Consider the following 19,428-nt stretch of genomic DNA (forward strand, 5'->3'; position numbering starts at 1 on the left):
TATTTTCAAAAGTGCTGGCTATGCAGAACGAACACGGATGTCCGGGGTTTTACACAGCAGCGAAAAAAGACGGTGGCAGTTCCGGTACACGGTTTCGCATAAGTGTTCTACCGAACACTGCCGGTATTTGCTTGCAGCCTGATAGGTATACGAAATATTCAACGGGGTGTTTACCTCTCGTCTAACCGGTTGAGGGGCGAGGTACGGTGCATCCGTCTCCAATAGTAGTTTATCGTCAGGCACCATGCGTACCAATTCCGCTATTGTGGAAGCTGTTTTCGCATTGTCAGTGTATGTGATGGTACCCGGAAATGACAGATACCAGCCTCGTTCTAAAAAAGCCTCCGCTTCTTTCTTCCCGTACGAGAAACAATGAATAACGCCTCGGTGCCAGCCTACTTCGTCGATACAACGGAGCGTCGGTTCAAAGCCGTCGCGTGAATGAATAATCACAGCCAATCCGTACCGTTTGGCAAGAGCAAGCTGTTCTTTAAACAGCGTTTCTTCACCGGCGAGATCATCGGTTCCCGTACCCGTTGCTCCGGCATGGTTCCAATACCGGTCTATACCGCATTCTCCGACTGCCGTATACAGCTGCCCGCTTTTGAGGATCGCTTGAATATCGGCTTCAAGCCTTTGCAATGCCTCTGCCGAATGTTCAATAGCGGCACGCCCCGGCCACAATCCCGCAGAAAAATGGATAAAATCGGGTATAGAGCCGTCTTTGCCGCAAGCTTCCGCAACGGTGCTATACCGAGGGATAAAATCTCCGGCATCTGTCCCGATATCCATTATAAAAGGATACCCTTCTTCCTGCATCGCTTTCAGTATCAGCGGAAAGTGTGCCGTTTTTTGAGAAATATGATGTAAATGACAATGAGAGTCTGTAAACAATCTTGACCGCCTCTATAAATTCCGGTATAGTATATCATCTTTGCCGGAGTGGTGGAATTGGTAGACACCAGGGACTTAAAATCCCTTGACTGGTAACGGTCGTACGAGTTCAAGTCTCGTCTCCGGCACTTCTTTTCATGGAAGTCCCGAGCAACCCCGCTTTTTAATATATTTTCTTATCTGTGCTTTATTCTATGTCTTGAACTATTTATACGCGACTGCGTCTAATCTATTGTGAACTTATCGATGGTACGTTTCTGCATTCCATTAAAAATCTCTTCCGACTTTTGCACTTAATTTTTTTTCTTGTTTTCCGATATTGTCTGTATGAAGCTATGGGAGGATCTTATGAGAAAATACCATGTACTGTCAGCTCTAGTGGGGGCATTGTTGTTATTACCCCTTGGAGCGGAAGAATTACTCACAGCAGAAACTTATGCATCTTATTACGGAGAGGCTTTTAACGGCCGGCCGACGTCAAGCGGCGAAATTTTCGATATGAATGCCTATACGGCAGCCCACAAAACACTGCCGTTCGGAACTTTTCTTGAAGTAACCAATCTTGAAAACGGGAAAAAAGTGGTGGTACGCGTAAACGACCGCGGCCCATTTGTCCCAAACCGCGAGATAGATTTATCAAAAGCTGCAGCTAAATCCTTGGGGATGATTAGCCGCGGTATCACACGAGTTTCGATTAAAAGGGTTGATTCGCTTGATCATGCAGCACTCGTTGCGACAACTGATGTTTACAGCAACACAGCGACGGAATCCGCACCGAAAGGAACTCATCCCGTTACCGATTCCCAGCCTGAAGCGGTGCCTGTTCAGAAGGAGGCGGTGTCCGATATGCCAGTTAAAGGCTCCGACACAGCGGCAGAAACGGCACCGTCTAAAGCACCACAAGCTCAAGCATCGCAGCCTAACACAACACAAAGACAACCGTCATCTGTAGATCAACAAACAGCAAAGCCTGATACCGTTAAAGGTGCTGCAAACCGTTCAGCTTCCGCACAACCGGCACAAACTCCGGCGCCGGTTTATTCACAAGGTACTTCAGGCGTGTTGTGGAGAATTCAGCTGGGCGCTTTTGCACGGGAAGAAAATGCACTGCGGCTTGTTGTCCAACTAAGAAAAGCAGGATTCGACCCTGCGTATGAGCGTACTGAAAAATCGGTACGGGTTGTCCTTCCGGGTATACAACCTGACGATCTTGAAAAAGTAAAAGAAGCACTGGCAAATCATTCTTTCACTGATTACGTAATCAGACAGGAAAGCTGGTAAGCCGATTTTTTTATCAAAGTAAACGTATCAGACAAATCGACAACTCCACGACGCAAGGTGCCGGGGTTGTCGATTGTTATGTGCTATAGCGATCGTATCCCCGACAGCGATGTGCTCCGTAACCAGTCATTATTGCTTTAAACTTTCCCTGCCAGCAAAATTCATATTACTAAAAGTTTTCTTTTCATCTTTCGTATCTCAAGTATTGGACTTGCTACTTTATTTCGTATCCTGTCCCAATCTCTTCCTTCCATACCCATCCTCTCTCATTGTAATTATTCCATTTCCACTCTCTTAATGTGCCATATTTTTCAAACCTTTTAGCCATTGGAACACTGTTATACTTTGCTATATATCTATCTTCCCAATAGTTTATTGGACTGGTTAAATAACTTACTGACGTTTCTATAAATCTTATTGCATTGATGCTTGTACACTTATCTGAATACAGATAAAACACAACTTTTGATTGCTGAAAACATCCATATAAATAAAGCGATGACAATACCATAGACGATAAGTATTCCAATATCTTCCGAAAACTGCCGTGCCTTCATACGCTGTGTTGCATCTGCCTGTGATTGAGCTATTGCAAGTGCGTATGCTTTCTCATCTGGTGTTGCATTGTAGTTATGCACATTGTACACGCAAGCATCACACTCTTCCGTACACGTTCCCTCTTCAAGATGCCGTGCGCACTCACAAGCAAGCGCGCCTAAATCAATACCAATATCCCTGGCATTTACACCATTACGTTTCGTATAAGCCTTTTTACGGGGCGATTTTCCTCTCGACTGTGCATTGTGTTCAGTATTTTTCGCTGCGGACTGTGTAGAATGCGAGCCGGATAGATCGCTGTCGCAATACCTACACTTAATAGCTCTCTTTTTTATTTGTTCGCCGCAGTAAGGACATGTTTTATATTCATCGCTCTGTTCCATCGTTTTATCTCCTTCGGTATAAACCGTATCAAATAGAGGTTATCAAATCCGCATCCAACCGAAACAACGGGAAAATCCTCAATGCTGTCGGGGATGACGATATCACCGCCTTTTCCGACGTACTTTAGGATAACTACTCCCGTACCGTCTCCATTTAAGTCATACTCAAAATCCGAAGCGGGAGAAACATTTTGCGCTACCGCTTGTACCGTATCGATACCGCTGAGCAAAATAATAGACAGTACCGCCATAGAAAAAAGTTTTTTATTCATTTTTTATAGCTCCATATACAGTAGGTAACGATTCCGGTAAATCGCTATTACAGTACCGGCATTTAACGGCGGTTTTTTTTATTTCTTCACCGCAGTATGGGCAGGTTTTGTATTCATCAGGATGCGTATGTGCATTGTGTTCGGTATTTTCCACTGCGGACTGTGTAGGATGCGGCTCGGATAGGTTGCTGTTGCAGTATCGGCATACGACGGCAATTTTTTTTATCTGCTCACCGCAGTACGGACAGGTTTTTACATCGGTGTTCGGGGCGGGTTGAGTACCGTCCGCTTGAGTTTGCGCGGCTTGTTTTGCCTGCTTCTCTTTTTGAATTGCTTTGTATCGCCATACGGCACCGTCGGGGTTATCCGCCTGTAAAGAACATTTAGACACATATCCCGACTTTATCAGTTTCTCTTTAATCCAGTCGTTGCCTTTTATGCCGTAATAAACCGACACACCGAGTAATCCCAGAGCTCCTCCCCAATTAGTTCCCACAACCCCTAACAAAGAAAGTATGGTGAGTGCTATTCCCGTTACAGCTTGCGGAGTTAAATCGTGATACAGCGCCCAAAAACCGTCTAACCAAAACGCCGGATGCGACCAGCCTTTTTTTACCGCCTTAATGTCTCCCGAAGGATGTTCATAAATGACAAATTCTTTCATCGGTATCTCCTGTTGTAAAATAAGCAAGACAACTTATCTGCCAGCCTGATATTCCGTATTCTTTACACGTCTCGTTTACAGTACCGGCATTTAACAGCAATTTTTTTTATCTGCTCGCCGCAGTAGGGACAGGTTTTGTATTCATCGCTCTGCTCTATCATTTTATTTTCTTCGTTATCAATTGCATCAAATACGGTCAACAGCCCCTGTGGACTGGTATTCTCTAACAAAAAATAACAGGTTGTTTTGTACTGCCGCCATTTTGCCAGATGCTCATTGACTACAACATACATATAATCGACTTCGTCAACGAGCGCCATGCTGACATCACAGCCGCGTTGTGCCATCAAAGCCTTTACGGAAGATACCAAACCGGTATTGGGTTGATACACTTCTATATTATCAAAGTCGATATCATAACCGAGCCGCTCTACCCAGTGCGGAACAATGTGGTTACATATTTCGAAAGTATCTCCACCGTGGTAAGTTTGGGTATCGTAGAGCCAATAATGCAATCTACGCCCCAGGACAATCGCATAGCCGTCTTGTTCGCGGTACGAATCGGCAAAATTATTTTGTAAACCATCTGCTTTTGAACCGTAAAACCATCTACCGTTCAGGTTCACTCTTTCCGTATACGACCAATCATACATCGGTGACATCTAATTCTCCCTGCGCATGCGCCGTTCCGATGAAAGCAAGCAAACACATGCATGCGATAATCTTTTTCATAGCAATGCCTCCTTTATAGCAAAATTATTTGCACTCTATCTCCGCTTATTTTGTAATTCACGGATTTTTTCGTTTAGTCCTTTCTGACCGGGAATTCTGATTGTCGGACCGATTTTTACTGCAAAATTCATACTGATAGGATGGAACATTGATGCCCTCAGAAAGAATGCGGAAGCACTATCAACAGGCATTTCAGAAGAAGTAATGAAGGAACCTATACCAAATGTCCCCATACCGGAAATGCTGATCCCGACGCTGCGGGTAAAATAATATTTAAGATCCAAATCGATCGGTACGGTAAAAGAGATAAATGATGACTTGCCGAATATGCTGGCAGAAAGCCCGATGCCACCGGCGGGTGTCAGATAAAAATCTTTTACATTAAAGGTATAGCCGATGAGTAGATGTGCAGATAAAACCGATGAAAAGGCCGTATACGGTTCTCCCCATTGCGCACGAGAAGTGTTCTTTTCGGTTATTTTACCGCCTATTGCCCAATCTGCACCTATCATATATGACCAGCGGGTGGGAGGCCGTGCAACTTGCAACCAGTTTATACCGAATGTAAATTGATCTGATTTTCGAGCGGTGGTATCGACTCCATAGTAAGAATAATTGTAGCCTATAGAAGGCGTAAGCAAGAGAACGCTATTACCGGTTAATAAATCCGGCATCGGATAATTGCTTCTCATTTCCCAATTAGGGAGATGTCCGTTTTTGACAACATAGTTAAACAGCTCCATATTGGCAGGGCTAACAAAGCGTCCTTGTCTGCCCAGTTCGTTCCATTCATCGATATCCATGACTATATTATCAGGATGCGTATTGATCTGTTTTATAAAAAGCCCATTTTTAGAAAGCTCCCAACCGTGCATTGCAACAACATATACGGTTCCTTCGCCACTTTGCGGTTCAACATCAACGGCATGGCCGCGGATATTCAGTTGATTATATGCATGGTGCAAGGTGGGATTACCGACGAGCTTGCAATCAATGCGATAATACTTGCACAGCGCATAAAAAAGGAGAGCATAATCCTGACAGTCCACGAATTTATCATAGTTCATATTGTTGGCGGTTTTAACTGTACGGAAATACTGCGCTGCTTGCGGATTATTTGTACCGGAGGGATTATTGTACTCGAGCACTTCGGCAATATACGGAAGAATCTTATCTTCTATAATATTATGCTCTTTTATTGCTTTCGGCGTATCAATAAGAAAAGCACCGCGCCTATCTACTGTCATACAGGATATTGCTAAAAGGCAGTATATTACTGCAAACGCAGACATCATTATCCAGCGCTTTAGTGTTTTCATAACGTTCTTCCTTATAGTTGCTTACTACCTATTTCTTAACCTTCCCGTTCGGAAATTCGGTTAATCAACACCTAAATCCCGATAGAAAAAAGTATTTCCTACCAGGATTAGTTCATTAAAGGAGACAAAGCTTCTCGCAGTATTTTTCAGCCGTTATTTTTTATACGACTAACAATAAACATTTATTTCTTAGCCGCTTGACCTTTTCCTCCAAGCCTAAACGAGGGACCTACTTTTAAATTGAAAATATTGGCACTTCCGACCGGCAGGCCTGAAAAAATGGAAGGAATCTCGTTAATCGAAACACCGATACCGATCATATTCGTAAAAAAGTATTCAAAACCAACATGAAAAGCCAAGCCTACCGTAATTGCTGTGGATACAGCCTTTGCCTCCGTAACTTCATAACCGAAGGTACCTACGGCAAGTCCGCCTGCTAAACGGAGATATGCATTGTCTTTTGCAAACTTAAACGTATATCCCGGCATTATCCGCGAATTCCATGCTAGCCCCTTACTCACGCTCAGACCTACAGAGTTACCATCAACCTTAGTTGTTACTTTTCCAAAATACTGAAAATCATTATCCATGCAAAGCGTAAAGCCCGAATCCGTCAGGTACGAAAAGTCAAAACCGACCCCAAAGGGAACCATAGACACAGAAGACTTTTCCCCTGTTGAGCCGGAATAATAGCTAAGTCCAAGTCCCGGCACCATAACAAATTCTGCAAACGCATGTGCAGAAACCAACGCAAGACAGAAAAGCATAATAGCAATTTTCCTCATTTAAAAAAAACTCCTTTTTGGTATTAACCATACCGTAAAAAATTATAGACAACCTCTATTCCTATTTTAGAGGTTGTCATTGTAACTGCAAAAATATGTTACGTTTCGACGTAAAATACCCTATGCTTTTTCGAATTGATACATGGGAGCATCCGTTGCGCCATCCAATAGTGTAAGGATATTCCCTTCAATCTTGTATTTAAATTCCCTATTGAAGAGCATTTTTACTCCCGGATTAGTAAAACCGGTAAATGTTATTGTATTCCCTGTTATTGTATATGTACCGCTGTCAGACACCTCGACACCAACAGTACCAGTATATGTAACTTTCCCGTTTTTAAGTTGTAAAACCAACCGACCGCCATTAGCCTTCCAACGACCCTCGATACTTGATGCAGTATTTCCGCCTCCGGAACCTAAACCACCCCCTCCGGGAATGCCGCTCCCTCCGGCGGGAGCCCCCTGCCAGCACGCGGTAACCACGAATGCTGTACCGATAAGAGCCGCAAACAGCGCGGCTGTTAAACTAGATTTTTTGCTTTTCATATAAAGCTCCTTTCAAAATACTTTCTTCCATATTACCCCCCCCCCCCCCCCTCAAAAGTCAAGAGGAAAATTCAAGATAGGCAGGGCAAATATAACGGAAATACTTAAAGCAGACGTATTCTTTCTATATGAAATTTCGGAGGTGTAAGGTGAGCAGCGGTAAAATTCGATTCCTTGACAATTATTACGTGTATTATTATATTTTATACGTAGGAGAGGGCTATGCAAAAAAAACTGACACTTAATATCGACGATGAACTCATTAACTTCGCCCATACATATTCTCGTCAAAACGGTTTATCCATCTCAAAGTTATTTGAACAATATTTAAGCAAATTAAAAACAAATAACCAAACGCAGCCGCTCCATTCAAAAGTACAGGCTTTATACGGAATCTTTCATACCTCACCCATTCCGGATAAAAACGAATTAAGGCAAATATTCAATGAAAAAAGTGCTCATTGATTTAAATATCATTCTTGATTTTTTAAACAAACGAAATTTTCATCAAGAAGCTGCGCGACTCATTAATATGTGCGCTGAAAGTGTATTAACGGGCTACATTTGTGCACATGAAGTTACAACATTATCATATTTCTTATTCAAAGAACAAAAAGATAAAAATAAAGTAGTAACTACTATTTCAACATTGTTTGATATTTTTCAGATTATTCCAATTGATGAAACAATACTGAGAGCTTCATTACTATCACCAATAACGGATTATCAAGACGCAGTAATCGAAGTCAGTGCCGTTAAATTCAATATTGATTATATACTTTCCCGTAATATTTCCGATTTTAAATTATCACGCATTCCGACATACACACCTGAACAGTTCTTTTTATTCGTGCGGAGGGTTTAATACCCCGACGCTTGCGTCGTAACAAAGGGTATTAAAGCCGACTGCAACCACCTTATGAGAACAACAACCCCGACGCTTGCGTCGGGGTTGTTGATTGTGATGGGGAATGGATATGCCGGCATCGTCTATTTCCGAAATGCAACTTCCAAGTGCCTTTTTTCTTTTACACAATCCTTTAGATAATAATTAATTATATTCTGATACGGCATACCTGTTTCCTCTGCCATATTTTTAAAATAATTAATTACTTCGTCATCAAGACGGATGGTAATCTGTTTCTTTAATTTATCTGCATAGGGATTTTTGATTCCGTTTGAAAAATCATAATCGTCTCTCATATTAATTACCTCCGTATTGTTTTGCTTCCTGTAAATTTGCTTTTCTTGCAGAAATTATTCTGATTCTGTCATTTTCTCTATAGCAATGACAAACGAGCAGCATATGCATTTCTGAACTCAAGCCAAGCATAATAAACCGATCTTCATCTATATTTGAATGATCAGGATCTGCAATCAATAGTGCATTTTCATCATAAAATACGGTTTTTGCTTCCTCAAAAGTTACTTTGTGCTTTGCGTAATTCAAATCTGCTTTTACCGGATCCCATTCAAAAATTATTGAATCCATAATTATATTATAATTCCCCCTTTGCTTTCGTCAATATAAAAAGAGCTGTTCCATGATCTGCCGATTATCGATGTAATACCGTATGATAACTTCGGTAAAGGAAACTTGAAGCTACGGAAACAAAATCATCAAACTGCCGGACATCTTGTTTTTACGCTGATGAGACTGTTTGTCCGCAATTAATTCTCAATTATTAATTTGTACCTCTATTCACAGCAACTCTAAACAGTCGCGCAGCAAAATGGTTGACGCAGGCTGCTGCCTCATGGTTATCGGCAACGGGAGCGGGATGTTCATAGCGGAAATAGATGATGCCGTCTTGGCCGATAAGACTGAGCCGGATGCTGCTTTCGGTACATACTGCCGTGATGGAAAACGGCGCGTGTTCGGAAACCGTAAATAACGATTTGTTTAAAGCGGCGGCGATGCGTTTCTCGGTTCGTTTGCTGAGCCGTTCGTCTGCACCGGTACAGGTCAGCGTAACCGGCAACCGTATCCAATGTTCCGGAAAGCAGGCGGGATTGCTTTGCAGCAGCTCTTGATAGAACGCGGTTTTCAGTTCGGCGTTTCTTGTGCAGAGTATCAGCGTCGCGGCAGCTTGTTCCCGCAGTTCTTTCTCCCATACGGGGTCGAGGGCATCCAGCGCTTCCCGCAGCAGTTGTTCATCGCGGAGCAGGATACCTTTTTCGGCAATGTATGACGGACGCGCCTCCGGAATAACCGAGGTTTCCAGCGCTTCCGCACGGCGTAAATACCGCCGCGCCTTAAACGGTACCGACTGAAATGCCCGATAATAGAAGCTGTTTTTATACAACCCGTGCGTATTGCCGTCCGTATCCGCTATCGTGTACTCCTTTGCCAATTTCAAATTATGTATACTAAAAGCCGCTCGATAATATCGAATCAAAGCAGAATACTTTGTAAGATTTTTAGACCGGACAAAAAAATCCTTGGCGCTTTCAGGTATCCGCATCTTTTCCGCTGCATATTTTTTTTCGTATAATGTCTGATACAGGCCGTACAACTCAGTATAAAACTGCGCGGTACTCATCCCGAAGTTCGCAATCCACGAATAGTCGGTAACCCGCTCGATCTGTGTAATATAGCGTTCCGCTTGCTCCCAATGCCCCATCCGCAGATAGATTTTTGCAAGATTGATCAGCGGCAGCGGCGTATAATTATCTTTTGTCGATTGCGCATAATAGGCAATCGCACGGTCAAAATTATTTTTCCGCTCTTCAAGCTCTCCGAGAATCAAATATCCCGATGAGCGTGAAAAATAGTCGGAAGCATTGCGGGCATCTTCTTCAGCTTGATCAAAATGATAGAATTCGGTTTCCAAGATTGCCTTGTTGTAGGAATACACCGAGGCCGAGTATAGCGAATCGTTTCGCAGCGCGAGTTCAATGCCTTTCCGGTAATAGAGCGCCGCATTCCGGTAGTCGAAGAGTTCGCCGTACAGATTTCCGAGCGCGTTCGCAATACAGCCGTCGTCGCCGTAGCTGCTGCGGGCATCGAGCATCGCTTTAATCCCCTCATCGGTTCGGTGCGTTTTAAAACAGAGCCATCCGTACGTTGACCATCCGAAAATATCGGTAGGATTATACGAAAGATATTCGTGCAAAAGACCGCGCGCCTCCTCTGCTTTATTCAACGCCGCTGCTGCGCTCGCTGCGCCGTACAGAAGTTTGATGTTGTATCGGTTGATACGCAGGCCTTCGGTAAAGCGGCGGTATGCGGGTTCGTACAGTCCGTTGCTAAAATACATATCGCCGAGCTTGAGTTGGAAAAGCTCATTTGTCGGGTATCGCGCGATACCTTCTTCGAGCAGCGCAGCAGCGGTATCCCAGTTTTCCGCTTGCACCGCCGCGTCCGCTTTTTGCAGCAACTCATCAGCGTTCGATGTACCCGATGCAGGGAAGAGGTACAATGGTAATAGAAACAAAAACACCACGAGGAGCAGCCCGTTCCGTGATGCATGGCCGTTATGATGTTTATCGGTCGGGCGGTATTTTCGGTATTGTGCTTTCATTTGCCGTCCCTCCGACTTCGATGCCAAGCGTTTTTTCTCTGCTTTTTCTCCAAGCGGTAGAGCTGCTTTGCAATCGCAATATCTTCATCGGTACAGGACGGCGCAAACTTTGCTTTTTGAGTGAGTGCGTAAAAGGCATCGCTCGGATGCTTATGCAGCCGCTTCAGCGTGAGAATGATTTTCCGGTTATTCCTTGAAAATCTGATAATCAGATACGGATAGGCGCGGAAGGCGCCGTACAAGAGAAGCACAACGAGCACAGCAATGCAGAACAGTATTCCTCGGTGCATTTTAAAGAACTGCGAAACACGCTGAGCAACGGTTTGGGCTTCTGCTGCCGAAAGCGTTCCGCCGTGCCTAATACGGAGCGCCGAGCGGTTTAATAGAATTTCGTCGAGGAGCTGCGTAAATTGATCGCCGCCTGCCTGAAAAGAAAAATCGAGCGATTCACCGTCCGCGAGCTGTTCGGTGGTCGGGTCTATATCCACCCAGCCGAGATAGGGGAAAAAGACTTCCACCCACGCATGAGCCATATTCGCCCGCACCGGATAATAATTGAGGATACCCGATTCAGGCTGTAGAAAAAAACCGGCGGCGAGCCGCGCAGGAATGCCGAGGCTGCGGAGCATGAGGCAGTACGCAAAGGCGAAGTACGAGCAATAGCCCTTTTTCGATTCGGTTACAAAATACCGGAGCTGATCGCCATCGGGAGCCTGCCCGGGACGAAGCGAATATCGATACTCGCCTTCGCGGAAATAGTCGAGCAAGGCGTAGACCTTATCATAGTAGAGCGCAAAGGGAGCGGTAACCGATTCCGCGATAGGAAAGAGCAGCGCCTTTGTGCCGGAATCTACGGTCGTATAAAAACGCAAGGCTTCCGCCGATAGCCCCTCTGCCGGATTTCCCGACGGAGGCTCCGCCGTAATAAGGTCGAGCGGCACACCGTGCAGCACCTCGCTTTCCGCCTTGTAAGCGCCTTTAAAACTCACCGTGTCCCAAACCGTATACGGCGTTACCGACAGCGGATAATCGAGCGCGACAAGGGAATCGGGATCAAGGTTGACGGTAAATATTTCTTGACTGACCCGCTCGCGGCACAGGAAAGACTGATGCGGAAGTTCCGCCGGTTGCTGAGTAATCCGCAGAGGCTGCTCCGGTTCGCCGGGCGCCGACTTTTCGTAAAAACCTTTTTGCGGACTCCAGCCGGACAGGTACATACGGCGGAACAAGTGTGAATCATATTCCTGATCAACATGCACCACCATCACCAGATTGGTGTTCATTTTTACCTCATCCTGCAACTGCAGAAACTGAGAAAAATCGAACTCGAAAAGCTTTTGTTCGAGCAGTCCGCCATTATTACCAACGGAGCCTTTATTAAATGTCCTGATGAGGAGCGCAAGCAAAACCGCCGTTAAACCGATAAAGATGACTGCAAACGCTGCGAACCGTCTGCGTTTTAAAAACGGAATGCAGAGCAAGGTTATTTGAAGCAGCATGAAAACACCGGCAAAGCCCGCCGCAAAGAGCGGATGGGAAAAGGCTGTCAGACGATAGTGCTGCTGCGGAAAAAACAGCAGGGAGAACACGAGAATAGCAACAAGCGGTTCATAGCGCCGCCACCGTTCGGTAGAAATGAACAGCGCTGTTGAGGTAACGCTGATGAAGGCGGTGAGCGCAAGTAAGCCGAATATCAGCTTGATGCGCAAAAAGAGAGTATCCGCAATAAGCTGCGGTATCAACGCGAGCAAGCCGAGGACACATGCAGGGATAAGCAGCGCGGCGGAAAAGCCGATAATCCCCGCCGCTTCCGCACGAATTCCCTTTCTATACAGAAAGTGAATTACCGCCGTGCAGCAAAGCCCCCATACCGGCAGTGCCGCTGCGGGCAGAATACCGGCAAGATAGCGATACGGTACCGAAAGGAGCAGCAGGAGTGAACATATACGGAGCACGGCGGCAGGTTTAGAGTAGTTCTGCATGGCAATTTCCTGCGGTAAAGATACGGAGTTCCCGTTCGGCAGCTTCCTGCACCTTTCGATAAAAAGCATCCTGCCGTGCGGAAGCGGCGGAAGAATACAGCAGCCGGTGTATCCCCCTCCGGCTAAGAACACGATGCGCTAGCTCATCAGCCTGCATACAGTTTTCCGATACCGGCGGCACGGCAACGCAAAACAACGTTTCAACGCCGCTCCGGCTGTAAGCGGTGATTTTCCGGTAAGCGGCAATATTTTGGTAAGCTGCGATGTGTTCGCCGCCGCCGGTTATACCTTCTGTATGCGGTGGGCGAAACGGCGCAACAGACGCATTTCGAAGGACGCCTCCGGTCGGCATATAGCAGTATAACAGTTCCCCGCCGTCCGGCACTGCACTAAAGACCGCCGCCGCATCGGGAAGCGCTTCCGGTGAAGCACGGAGCGCCGGTATGGCTAGCAGAGTTTGTATCTGCGCAGCAGCAGCGGACGCGCCTTCCTCGGTTATCTCGTACCGCTGCAAGGACTGCTGCGGATAATCATATAATAGAAGAGAGCATTGGATTCCGGCATTGAGCAGCTCTATAATCACGCCGGAAAGGCGGCCGATAAAGGCATCAAAAATGGAAGCAACCCAAGCCCGTTCTTTTTTTTTCATGCACACCGGCTCTTCTATATATATCGTTAAGCGCTTAACCGGCGGCGGTTCAAAAGCACCGAGCTTTATGGAAAGCGTATTGGTATGTGCATAGAGCTTCCAGTGAATTTTCCGCGGATCGTCGCCGGGAAAATACGGACGGGATTCATAGAGTTCATGCGTGCGCTCTTGTGAGGGCAGATCGTTTACGGCGCGGGAACGGAGGTCGGGAAATACCGCTTTTTGCGGCGGAATCACCGGCTGTACTACAATGTAGGGCACGGACAGGCAAGGCGGCTGCGTATATGCCGCGGCAAAAAAACCGGCAAAGTCCCGGATATTGAGATACAGCCGTTTATAAAAGTACCGTCCGCGGGTTAGATTTTCAGGATGATATTTTGTTTGTATTCCCTGCAAGGGAATGGAAAGACATGCGGCCGTTTCTGCGGTAGGTTCAGGCGATAGTGAAAATTCAATGGTATAAAAGGCTGCGGTTCCGGGAACACAAGGCGGGAAGGTCTTTGCAGATTCTGACTGCACGGTTTTGGAACAGGCGGGAGTAACCGTAAAGCCGCCGCCGTCTGAGGCAAGGTCAGGTTCTTCCGATTTCCAACACAGGGCGGTAACCGCTACAGCAGCGGCAGCGAAACCGGCATAGAGCATAAGTACCCCGCCGCATACCGCGCTCAAAAGCTCTCCGCGGAGCAAGCCGCTTATTAAAAGTAGCGCACCCATCACGGTGTATACTGCGCCGTGCCTCGTAATCCGTATCCGCATCATGCCTTATTGTGCCTCAGCCGGTTTTGTCCAATCCGTTTGTTTGTCGGCGGTGCGGATAACCGCTTCGGTGATGCTGCTGATGAGTTCCGAAGCCGAGCCGTCGCCGGTTTTTATCAAGCACCGGTGAGCAAGTACGAGGGAGCTAAGTGTGCGGATATCTCCGTCCTCAACCCAATTGCGTCCGTTGACAAGCGCAAAGGTGCGGGCGAGGTACAGTAAATGCAAACCGGCGCGAGGCGATGTGCCGAGCCTAAACGCAGGATGGGCACGGGTCTCTTTTCCGATTCGCGCGATTATCTTCTCGAGTACGGGATGCACAAATACCTGCCGCTGTTCTTCCCGCGAAGCTGCGATATCCTCTATGGAAACAACCGGCGTAACCGGCTCCGGTTCTGCAGCGGGAAGGTGCGTTTGTTCATGCAGCAATTCGGTTTCCGCTTCTTCATCGGGGTAGCCGATCGACAGGCATATACTGAACCGATCCAGCTGAGCGGCGGGAAGCGGATAGGTACCTAAACTTTCCACAGGGTTTTGCGTAGCCGCCGTAAAAAAGTAAGGGCTTAACGGACGGGTTACCGTACCGGCGGTTACCTGCCGCTCAGCCATCGCTTCCAGCAAGGCGGACTGTACCTTCGGCGGGGTGCGGTTCAGCTCATCCGCAAGCAGGATATCTGCGAACACCGGGCCTTCCATAAATTCAAAGGTATTCAGCCCTGCATTAAAGACTTCCACACCGGTGATGTCGTAGGGCAAAAGGTCGGGGGTGCATTGGATACGCCTGAACCGCGCCGGCTGCCCGTCTTTTTCGATGAGCGCTGCAAATGTTTTTACCAGTGTGGTTTTCCCGACGCCCGGCACATCCTCTAAAAGAACATGCCCGCCGGTCAGATATGCGGTAATAAAAAGACGGAGAACATCCTTCTTTCCTTTAATCGCTTTTTCCAGTGCGGAAAGAAGCCGTTCCGCCGTTTTTTCGGTATTCATAGCGGAGATTATAGCATAGTATGCGGAACACCTCAACTTTATAAAAAGAGGTACTGTCCTATCCTATTCGTGATGATGTTCCCCATGATGATTGCATTGAGCATTCGGATCATCCTGTAATGTGCCTGTTAAAAAAGCTGCGACAGCTTCATCCGGGGAGCCGGTAATTCCCGCCAGCTGATGAATTCCGGCGTTATTCAGCGCATCAATCGCACCCTGTCCGCGGTTTCCTAAGATGAGCGTTTCAACTCCAAGACTTTTAAGATAGGTTGCCAAATCATGATGCCCGAAACCGCCGTTATCGATTACTTCAGTTTTCGTTACTTTTCCGGCTTCAATTGTGTAAACCTTAAAATGCTCTGTTTTTCCAAAATGCTGGAAAATCGAATTCGTTAAAATATCATAAGTCACTGCGATTTTCATATTGGTTGAGTGTATCATAATTCATGAGGGCTGTCTAAAGGTTGGTATAATCATCGAGGATCAATACCCCTCACGCTTTCCCAGATAATCCGATAAAACCGGTCACCCCATATCTATGCAGCGCCGTAATTTTTCGGTATGATGGCAGGATGGTCGAGTTATTAGCGCCGGCGGGGAATCCCGAAGCATTGGAAGCAGCGATTGCGGAAGGGGCGGACGCCGTTTATTTAGGTTTAAAAAGCTTTAATGCCCGTATGCGGTCTTCAAACTTTGCGTGGAATCAGTTTGAGGCAACGGTTGATGTACTGCATAAGCGGAATAAAAAAATATATGTTACCGTCAATACGGTTGTAACCGAGAATGAGATGGAGCGGCTCTACCGGTTTTTGGCATATCTCAACAATGTCGGCCCGGACGGCATTATCGTGCAGGATCTCGGGCTAATCCAGATGGCGCACAAACACTTTCCGAATCTCAAGCTCCACGCCTCAACACAGCTCAATATTGCGAGTGCAAAGGCAGCCAATGCGATGAGCCGCTGGGGGGTGTCGCGGACGGTTCTTGCCCGGGAACTGAGCTTGGAAGAAATCCGCGCTGTCCATGCCAACACCTCCTGCGAGCTGGAAGTATTCGTACACGGGGCGCTCTGTGTCAGCGAATCGGGACTCTGCCTGTTTTCGAGCTACCTCGGCGGAAAGTCGGCAAACCGCGGGATGTGTACCCAAGCGTGCCGCCGCCTCTACACGGCGCATGAGCCGGAGGGCGACCGGGAAGGCTACTTTTTCTCCCCTGCGGACTTACAGCTCATCGAGTATATCCCCGATTTGATTCAGGCAGGCGTTGCCTCATTTAAAATAGAAGGAAGAATGAAAAGCGCCGAGTATGTCGGCACGGTGGTGTCCGCCTACCGGTATGTCATCGACAACTGGGAAGCCGATAAAAAGGCGGCGATCGAAACGGGCAAGCGTATTTTAGCGAACGACTTTGCACGGAAAAAGACAAGCTATCGCTTTAAAAGCGCCCGCGCGGAAGAGGTGCTCAACCCCGATCAGGCGGGCGGCACCGGCATCTACCTCGGCATTATCGACGGCATTAAAAAAGGCGCCGTGGAGGAAGTCCCGTTCAAAGACGGCACGAGGGCGGTACACTATGTACAGCTGAAAGACGGACATTATACGCCGGAAAAAGGCGACTCGGTGCGCATTCATAAGAAGGACGACAGCGGACGCGAAAGCTGGAAAATTCAGGATATAATGGAAAGCAAATCCGGTGCATGGCTGCAACTGCCTGCGGATTCCGGCAAAGGCGACAGCGTATATCTTTTGCAGACCAAGGCGATGACCAAACGCTACCCTCGTTTGCTGCCAGCCTCGCTCGAAAAATACCGCAAACAGCCCAACGACGAAGCGCTACCGATGCTGACACTCGAAGCAGGCTTCCCGACGCTCGGCGATACAAGCAAGTCCGCGCCTTCAAAACCAGCAACCGCGACACCTGCCGGAGCTGCACTGCCGGCGAAATCAGCGGCTGCGACAACCGCACCATCTGCGACACCCGTCAAAAAGAGCCTTGCGAAAAAGCCTGCGGATATTTTCCCCGAAGGGCTCTACGTTCAAGTTTCTTCCATTGCAGATTTGCATACCATCCTTGCGGATAAACCGGTGCGGGTTATTATCAATTTGAATGAGGACACCTATCCGGCGCTGGCTGGACAACAGCCCAATCCGCAGCAGCAAAATCAGCAACAGGCAAAACCGCTGCCGTTCTCCAAACGGGAAATTTTTATTTCGCTTGATCCCTTTGTGCCGCAGGAACAGGAACCGATCCTTGCAGAACAGCTTGAACAGCTAACCGTACAGGGGTATACACAATTTATCGTGAATAATCCGGCGCATATTTCCATGCTCCGCAATAAAAAGAACTTTTTAGTTGCGGGACCGTACCTTTATACCTTTAACTGCTGGGCGGTTTCGTGGCTGCAGGAGAACGGCATCTGTGCTTACATTCCCCCTGCCGAAAGCTCTCAGGCGAATATCGAAACGGTGTTTGCGCCGGAGCTGCGTCCACAGGTACTGCTGCCGCTTTTTTCGTATTCCGTGTTGTTCAGGATGCGCTTTACGCTGCCGAAAAACTACAACTTTCTCTACTTTTCCGACAAGCAAGGCGAGGCATTCAGAGCTTTTTCTACACCGTCCGCCTCTTTTGTGCTGTCCGACAAGCCGTTCTCGGTTGTAGACCGATACCACGCCTTACAGCATCATCAGTTCTCACGCTTTTTGCTGGATTTTTCGCATACGAGCGTTGAACGCCGCGCTTATCGGTTTATTTTACAGTCGCTGCGGAGCGGCACTCCCCTCCCCGACTCGGTGCGCTTTAACTGGAAGGAAGGCTTCTACGATCCACAGCGGGTAGAAGAGCTCAAACAGCTGGGGCAAAAATCGGCGGCAGAGCGCGGCCCCAAAAACTCCGGCGGACGAGCAAAACCGCCTAAAGGACGTTCACAGAACCGTCGGCACAATCAGACACACCGGAAATAAATAGCCCCGTCTCTTCATTCCGATGCTGTACGATAATCGATGCATCGGGGGCATTGCGCTCGGCTAAACCGCGCTGTATCAGCGGATAGAGCTTTTCGTGCGGCTTTTGATTGCGGTACAGGATAAGCAGCAATGCCTCATTTTTGAACGCATCCATCATACAAAAATCGCCGTCACTGTCGCCCGCAATAAGGATGGGAGCTTTCCCGCCGTGCCGCGGAGCAATCAACGTCCGTATCGCATCCGCCTTTCCTTCCCGCCACGTTTGCGGAATGGAGTAATCCCGCTCATCGGTAAACACGCCGTCGGCATTCCGCAGCCGCCGTCTGCCGAACACTTGTTCGGGACGGAGGCAGTAGCCATACGCAGGATTACAGGCAAACACCCGCACGCCGTCCTCCTGCGAGGCAGAACAGATATAGGGAGTAATGCCGTGTTCTTCAAAACGGCGGAACAGCTCTTGTATTTCCGGCTGTATCCGTATCCCCTTCCGGTACGTTGCGGTAACAACACCGGCTCGCCCTGCCTGCCGCATGGGTGATACGAGCGTGTATTGTTTTATTTCAGCGGTAAGCGCTTCGGCAATTGTTTTTTCTACAAGACTATTTAATTCGGGGAGCGTCAATCCCGTGCATACCGATTGAGAAATATCGGTATCGCAGACCGTTACCGCATACCGCATCAGCGTCAGAATTTTTGCCTTAAAATCGAGGTATTCCTCGGTTTGCACGACTTCCTCGAGCGGGAGCGTCCCGTTCAAATGTTGATATGCATGATATAAGAACCGATAGCGGTCATCCAAATCCGCCGAAAGATCTGCTGCAGTGAGCTGACGCCCTTCGCTATTAAAGCAGCCGACGAGCGGAATATCCTGCGGAATTTCGTGCCGAATGGTAACGGCAAACTGTTCGGGCGCCAGGTTAAAACAAAGGTGTTCAAGCTGATACAGAAAAAGGCTATCCTGTATATCGTAGAAGATACACGTATAATCCCAATCAAAGACGGCATAATTGTCCGCAAAAGCTTTTTCCGCAATCAAGCGTTCCAACCGCAGTTTGTTCTGCGGCTCCCAATTCCCGGTTAATGCCGGTTTATTTGTTTTATGAGTCTTATCCGTTGCCTTGGTTTCCATGTCT

General features: G+C 47.4%; 20 protein-coding genes and 1 tRNA gene. 5 read left to right on the forward strand and 16 right to left on the reverse strand.

The features are described 5' to 3' along the window. Window positions 1–18: 18 nt before the first annotated feature. Window positions 19–894, reverse strand: a complete 876-nt coding sequence (locus E4N69_RS11590; RefSeq protein WP_253823922.1) for a TatD family hydrolase — start codon at window positions 892–894, stop codon at window positions 19–21. Between the two features lie 42 nt (window positions 895–936). On the opposite strand from E4N69_RS11590, the gene E4N69_RS11595 reads away from it, so the two are divergent. After that, a tRNA-Leu gene (locus E4N69_RS11595) sits at window positions 937–1,022 on the forward strand. Between the two features lie 220 nt (window positions 1,023–1,242). Beyond that, window positions 1,243–2,175 carry a septal ring lytic transglycosylase RlpA family protein gene (locus tag E4N69_RS11600; protein ID WP_253823923.1) on the forward strand — a complete coding sequence of 311 codons (933 nt, stop codon included), beginning with the start codon at window positions 1,243–1,245 and terminating at the stop codon, window positions 2,173–2,175. Between the two features lie 437 nt (window positions 2,176–2,612). Here E4N69_RS11600 and E4N69_RS11605 read toward each other — a convergent pair whose 3' ends face one another. From E4N69_RS11605 to E4N69_RS11635, 7 genes are all read right to left on the reverse strand, one after another. Continuing rightward, the gene (locus tag E4N69_RS11605) at window positions 2,613–3,116 is read right to left on the reverse strand and encodes a zinc ribbon domain-containing protein (RefSeq protein WP_253823924.1); all 504 of its coding nucleotides are present in this window, start codon (window positions 3,114–3,116) and stop codon (window positions 2,613–2,615) included. Continuing rightward, window positions 3,065–3,388, reverse strand: coding sequence for a hypothetical protein (locus tag E4N69_RS11610; protein WP_253823925.1), 324 nt, complete (start codon window positions 3,386–3,388; stop codon window positions 3,065–3,067). The genes E4N69_RS11605 and E4N69_RS11610 overlap by 52 nt, the downstream gene beginning before the upstream one ends. Further along, complete coding sequence (locus tag E4N69_RS11615; protein WP_253823926.1) at window positions 3,381–4,052, reverse strand: zinc ribbon domain-containing protein; 672 nt, start codon at window positions 4,050–4,052, stop codon at window positions 3,381–3,383. Before E4N69_RS11615 ends, E4N69_RS11610 begins: the two co-directional genes overlap by 8 nt. 62 nt (window positions 4,053–4,114) lie before the next feature. Continuing rightward, entirely contained in the window at window positions 4,115–4,714 is a 600-nt protein-coding gene (locus E4N69_RS11620; protein ID WP_253823927.1) for a hypothetical protein, read from the reverse strand. 105 nt (window positions 4,715–4,819) lie between these two features. Continuing rightward, the gene (locus E4N69_RS11625; RefSeq protein WP_253823928.1) at window positions 4,820–6,103 is read right to left on the reverse strand and encodes a DUF2715 domain-containing protein; all 1,284 of its coding nucleotides are present in this window, start codon (window positions 6,101–6,103) and stop codon (window positions 4,820–4,822) included. Window positions 6,104–6,285: 182 nt separating this feature from the next. After that, window positions 6,286–6,888 carry a DUF2715 domain-containing protein gene (locus E4N69_RS11630; RefSeq protein ID WP_253714530.1) on the reverse strand — a complete coding sequence of 201 codons (603 nt, stop codon included), beginning with the start codon at window positions 6,886–6,888 and terminating at the stop codon, window positions 6,286–6,288. Between the two features lie 120 nt (window positions 6,889–7,008). Next, the gene (locus tag E4N69_RS11635; protein WP_253823929.1) at window positions 7,009–7,434 is read right to left on the reverse strand and encodes a hypothetical protein; all 426 of its coding nucleotides are present in this window, start codon (window positions 7,432–7,434) and stop codon (window positions 7,009–7,011) included. A gap of 222 nt (window positions 7,435–7,656) precedes the next feature. On the opposite strand from E4N69_RS11635, the gene E4N69_RS11640 reads away from it, so the two are divergent. Further along, a complete protein-coding gene (locus tag E4N69_RS11640; protein WP_253823930.1) occupies window positions 7,657–7,899 on the forward strand; it encodes a DUF6364 family protein in 243 nt (80 codons plus the stop codon). After that, complete coding sequence (locus E4N69_RS11645; RefSeq protein ID WP_253823931.1) at window positions 7,880–8,299, forward strand: PIN domain-containing protein; 420 nt, start codon at window positions 7,880–7,882, stop codon at window positions 8,297–8,299. Before E4N69_RS11640 ends, E4N69_RS11645 begins: the two co-directional genes overlap by 20 nt. Before the next feature lie 125 nt (window positions 8,300–8,424). On the opposite strand, the gene E4N69_RS11650 is transcribed toward E4N69_RS11645, so the two are convergent. The 7 genes from E4N69_RS11650 to E4N69_RS11680 all read right to left on the reverse strand — a co-directional run bounded on the left by E4N69_RS11650 (window position 8,425) and on the right by E4N69_RS11680 (window position 15,755). Next, a complete protein-coding gene (locus E4N69_RS11650) occupies window positions 8,425–8,637 on the reverse strand; it encodes a BrnA antitoxin family protein (RefSeq protein WP_253823932.1) in 213 nt (70 codons plus the stop codon). 1 nt (window position 8,638) lies between these two features. Then, window positions 8,639–8,926: a BrnT family toxin gene (locus E4N69_RS11655; protein ID WP_253823933.1), complete on the reverse strand. Its 288-nt coding sequence runs from the start codon at window positions 8,924–8,926 to the stop codon at window positions 8,639–8,641. Window positions 8,927–9,119: 193 nt separating this feature from the next. Further along, on the reverse strand, window positions 9,120–10,958 hold the full coding sequence (locus E4N69_RS11660; protein WP_253823934.1) for a tetratricopeptide repeat protein: 1,839 nt from the start codon (window positions 10,956–10,958) through the stop codon (window positions 9,120–9,122). Further along, window positions 10,955–12,940, reverse strand: a complete 1,986-nt coding sequence (locus tag E4N69_RS11665) for a transglutaminase TgpA family protein (protein WP_253823935.1) — start codon at window positions 12,938–12,940, stop codon at window positions 10,955–10,957. The genes E4N69_RS11660 and E4N69_RS11665 overlap by 4 nt, the downstream gene beginning before the upstream one ends. Next, window positions 12,924–14,348, reverse strand: a complete 1,425-nt coding sequence (locus E4N69_RS11670) for a DUF58 domain-containing protein (protein WP_253823936.1) — start codon at window positions 14,346–14,348, stop codon at window positions 12,924–12,926. Before E4N69_RS11670 ends, E4N69_RS11665 begins: the two co-directional genes overlap by 17 nt. A gap of 3 nt (window positions 14,349–14,351) precedes the next feature. Continuing rightward, window positions 14,352–15,332 (reverse strand): AAA family ATPase, encoded by a 981-nt coding sequence (locus E4N69_RS11675; protein WP_253823937.1) that lies wholly within the window; start codon window positions 15,330–15,332, stop codon window positions 14,352–14,354. 63 nt (window positions 15,333–15,395) lie between these two features. After that, window positions 15,396–15,755 carry a NifB/NifX family molybdenum-iron cluster-binding protein gene (locus tag E4N69_RS11680; protein WP_253714539.1) on the reverse strand — a complete coding sequence of 120 codons (360 nt, stop codon included), beginning with the start codon at window positions 15,753–15,755 and terminating at the stop codon, window positions 15,396–15,398. A 149-nt stretch (window positions 15,756–15,904) separates the two neighbouring features. Between E4N69_RS11680 and E4N69_RS11685 the strand changes: the two genes are divergently transcribed. Beyond that, the gene (locus E4N69_RS11685) at window positions 15,905–18,292 is read left to right on the forward strand and encodes a peptidase U32 family protein (protein WP_253823938.1); all 2,388 of its coding nucleotides are present in this window, start codon (window positions 15,905–15,907) and stop codon (window positions 18,290–18,292) included. Here the strand turns inward: E4N69_RS11685 and E4N69_RS11690 are convergent. Next, window positions 18,243–19,424 carry a haloacid dehalogenase-like hydrolase gene (locus E4N69_RS11690; RefSeq protein WP_162664494.1) on the reverse strand — a complete coding sequence of 394 codons (1,182 nt, stop codon included), beginning with the start codon at window positions 19,422–19,424 and terminating at the stop codon, window positions 18,243–18,245. The genes E4N69_RS11685 and E4N69_RS11690 overlap by 50 nt on opposite strands. Window positions 19,425–19,428: the final 4 nt, after the last annotated feature.

It is taken from the genome of Treponema sp. OMZ 906, from assembly GCF_024181185.1.
GTDB lineage: Bacteria > Spirochaetota > Spirochaetia > Treponematales > Treponemataceae > Treponema.

Bases quoted from the DNA above. Each gene is read 5' to 3' on its own strand.
- E4N69_RS11650 (WP_253823932.1), bottom strand. From the start codon at position 8,637: ATGAGAGACGATTATGATTTTTCAAACGGAATCAAAAATCCCTATGCA.
- E4N69_RS11685 (WP_253823938.1), top strand. From the start codon at position 15,905: ATGGTCGAGTTATTAGCGCCGGCGGGGAATCCCGAAGCATTGGAAGCA.
- E4N69_RS11625 (WP_253823928.1), bottom strand. From the start codon at position 6,103: ATGAAAACACTAAAGCGCTGGATAATGATGTCTGCGTTTGCAGTAATA.
- E4N69_RS11640 (WP_253823930.1), top strand. From the start codon at position 7,657: ATGCAAAAAAAACTGACACTTAATATCGACGATGAACTCATTAACTTC.
- E4N69_RS11675 (WP_253823937.1), bottom strand. From the start codon at position 15,332: ATGAATACCGAAAAAACGGCGGAACGGCTTCTTTCCGCACTGGAAAAA.
- E4N69_RS11630 (WP_253714530.1), bottom strand. From the start codon at position 6,888: ATGAGGAAAATTGCTATTATGCTTTTCTGTCTTGCGTTGGTTTCTGCA.
- E4N69_RS11665 (WP_253823935.1), bottom strand. From the start codon at position 12,940: ATGCAGAACTACTCTAAACCTGCCGCCGTGCTCCGTATATGTTCACTC.
- E4N69_RS11680 (WP_253714539.1), bottom strand. From the start codon at position 15,755: ATGAAAATCGCAGTGACTTATGATATTTTAACGAATTCGATTTTCCAG.
- E4N69_RS11620 (WP_253823927.1), bottom strand. From the start codon at position 4,714: ATGTCACCGATGTATGATTGGTCGTATACGGAAAGAGTGAACCTGAAC.
- E4N69_RS11615 (WP_253823926.1), bottom strand. From the start codon at position 4,052: ATGAAAGAATTTGTCATTTATGAACATCCTTCGGGAGACATTAAGGCG.
- E4N69_RS11670 (WP_253823936.1), bottom strand. From the start codon at position 14,348: ATGATGCGGATACGGATTACGAGGCACGGCGCAGTATACACCGTGATG.
- E4N69_RS11655 (WP_253823933.1), bottom strand. From the start codon at position 8,926: ATGGATTCAATAATTTTTGAATGGGATCCGGTAAAAGCAGATTTGAAT.
- E4N69_RS11645 (WP_253823931.1), top strand. From the start codon at position 7,880: ATGAAAAAAGTGCTCATTGATTTAAATATCATTCTTGATTTTTTAAAC.
- E4N69_RS11600 (WP_253823923.1), top strand. From the start codon at position 1,243: ATGAGAAAATACCATGTACTGTCAGCTCTAGTGGGGGCATTGTTGTTA.
- E4N69_RS11660 (WP_253823934.1), bottom strand. From the start codon at position 10,958: ATGAAAGCACAATACCGAAAATACCGCCCGACCGATAAACATCATAAC.
- E4N69_RS11605 (WP_253823924.1), bottom strand. From the start codon at position 3,116: ATGGAACAGAGCGATGAATATAAAACATGTCCTTACTGCGGCGAACAA.
- E4N69_RS11690 (WP_162664494.1), bottom strand. From the start codon at position 19,424: ATGGAAACCAAGGCAACGGATAAGACTCATAAAACAAATAAACCGGCA.
- E4N69_RS11635 (WP_253823929.1), bottom strand. From the start codon at position 7,434: ATGAAAAGCAAAAAATCTAGTTTAACAGCCGCGCTGTTTGCGGCTCTT.
- E4N69_RS11610 (WP_253823925.1), bottom strand. From the start codon at position 3,388: ATGAATAAAAAACTTTTTTCTATGGCGGTACTGTCTATTATTTTGCTC.